This is a genomic window from Microcoleus asticus IPMA8, from assembly GCF_013179805.1.
GTDB lineage: Bacteria > Cyanobacteriota > Cyanobacteriia > Cyanobacteriales > Microcoleaceae > Microcoleus > Microcoleus asticus.
In genome coordinates, this window is record NZ_SRRZ01000266.1 from 1 (window position 1) to 2,542 (window position 2,542).

Annotated in this window: 3 pseudogenes; all 3 read right to left on the reverse strand. The window is 36.8% G+C overall.

The annotated features are described in order from the left end of the window. Window positions 1-196: 196 nt before the first annotated feature. Window positions 197-730, reverse strand: a pseudogene (locus E5S67_RS31660) (ISL3 family transposase); the annotation flags it as partial. A gap of 154 nt (window positions 731-884) precedes the next feature. After that, window positions 885-1,941, reverse strand: a pseudogene (locus E5S67_RS31665) (IS630 family transposase). A 54-nt stretch (window positions 1,942-1,995) separates the two neighbouring features. Beyond that, a pseudogene (locus tag E5S67_RS31670) lies at window positions 1,996-2,439 on the reverse strand (IS630 family transposase); the annotation flags it as partial. Between the last annotated feature and the right edge of the window lie 103 nt (window positions 2,440-2,542).

Sequence of the window (2,542 nt, forward strand, 5' to 3'; positions counted from 1 at the left end):
GAGAATAAGTTTTCATTTTTACTCCTGTGTGATACTTGCTAAAATTATTGATAGTTGTCATTCGAGTGACTGCTATGGGGTGAGGGACTACTGCTCGAAAAGCGCTCCATTTAATTAGAGCTGCATAACATTTTAGGTTTCTATATTTTCACTCCGTTCAAGTCAGTTAGATCATACCTCATCTTTCTGAGAAATGCTATAATACACGTTCTCGAAAATTATCAAAGTTTGAAAAGCCATATCCTTGTCGCATAATTAGCTTAATTCGATTATTTATCCCTTCCATAACGCCACTTGTTGTACTATTAATAAAGTAGTTACAAATTCCTTCAAAATGATTGACAATTGTCGAACCTGATTCTTGAAAAAATCTCTTTGCATAATTCAGCCAATCCTTGAACTTTGTCTGGGCTATTTTGACGGTCATATCGGTGTCGTATATTTCCCGAAACTCTTCTTTCATCTCATAAGCAATTCTTAGGCATTCTGATTTTTCCAAAATGATTGCCAACCTTTCAATTTGGTCGGAACTAAGGTTGCTTCGATTACTCAACAATAAGTATTTGTTGCCTCTATCTGTAATTCCTACTGCTCGGCGCAACTTATTCAAGTCTTTATTAACGGCTTTCATCACGTGAAAACGGTCGATGACAATTTTGGCTTTTGGGAATACTTGTTCTATAACTTTTGGAAATCCTCCCCACATATCAATACTCACTTCCTCAACTTGTTAAGCTGTTGTACATTTAAACTGTGATACAAGCATTACCCTTATTTTTGACTTTTCTTCCCCATTTAATAATTAACTCTCCTTCATTTAAGAGGCGATTTAATAAACACTCTAAGTAGGTAGGTGGGAAAATTTATCTTTATGTAACGAAATATTAAGTACCCGTCTTGGAGTTAAATTTAACACGTTGTGTACGGTAGTTTCCTCTTTCTCCTCTAACTTCTACTCCCTGAATTACGGCGTAGGCGAGATCTAATTCATCCTCAAACATTTGTCCTGCTAATTCATCTTTTTTAATGTGTTGCCACTCTAATTCGATTGGATTCATTTCAGAACAATACTTGGGTAAGAAAAAGATATATAAACCCTGATTTTCCCACTTTGACCATAACTGTTGAACTTCCTGACACCGATGTATGGGACCGTTGTCTTGTACAATTACTCTCGGTCGTCCAATCTGGGCAGCTTGTTGGGCTTCTTGCTCCATCATTTTGATATAAGCTTTTCGATCGACACCCCCAATTACCAAACCGTAAACAAAGCTTACTTCCTGTTGAAGAAGCCCTACAATACTTAATCTACGACCACGCCTTTTCGTTTGTTCTAGCCGTTTTTGCTCACGAAAGTTGGTAATAAGTATAACCAGGTTCACTCCAAGCACAAAACCCTGATTCATCTAAATATTTTAAGTCGATTTCTCCCGCCGCCGCTGCCCATTCCAACATATCTAGGTCAGGAGAGCTTGATTTTTCGTACTACGGCTTCTTGTTTTCTTTTGTGACTCTTCCTCGCTCGTTTCCAAATAAACCCTTTTTTTTTAGTATCCGTCTTAATCGATCGAGACTTAGTTTAATAGAACGCTCTTTTTCTAATTTCTGGGCTAGTTGAAGACTGTTATATGTACGTGGTTCTTTTTTGAGGCATTCTGCTAAAAATTCTATGTCTTCTTCTTTCCACTTCGGTTTTCCCCCTCTACCTGGTAATTCCCAAAGCCCTTCCATGCCTAGATGCAGCCATTTATGTAAAACCTCTCTCACAGTTTGTGGTGTCCACTTAAAATGAGTCGCTATTTTTTCAACGTACCAGCCATGTGCATTTAATCTAATTACTTCTGCTCGATCTTTTACTTTTTGTGGTACATCCGCAGTTCTCAGTTCTAATAGGGTTTGGTTTTGCTTTTGAGTGAGAAATACTCTTAATCTAGCGCCCATATATTGAGTTGCCTTAGTATATCTATTCTCTGTGTTTACTTATTTTAACATAGTTAGGTTTTTTTGCGCCGACTTACTTAGCTCTTCAATTGATGTAAAAAGTCGATTTGCAATATATTCTTTTGTCGAATGCCAGACTAATTCAATCAAATTATAGTCTGGGCTATATTCCGGGAGGAATTCTAAATGAATGTTAGGTAATTCTGTCTCAATTTTTTCGAGGTACTCTTCTTTTTTGTGAAAACTCGCATTGTCAAGGATGATTACTATTTTTGCTCCCTTTTCTGCAAATTCTGATGCTTGATTACCTGCTGATACCCATTCATTAATTAGCTCTTGGTAAAAGATTTTTAGGACTCTATAAAAATTATATGAATTGCCTTTATTTAGAAAATCTACAAACCTTTTTTTGTCTGAATACCTCAGACCTCCCATTACATTAATTCTTCCTTTTCTTCGGTCTCCTCTGATATTTTTTCGGCTACCTTTTTTACACCAATTCTTGGGTGGATCTCACTTTTGCAGATACATCAAGTAGAAAGTTGACCATTGAGATAAGCACAGCGAAGAGAAAGGATAGAGGAAACACTCTCGATATTCC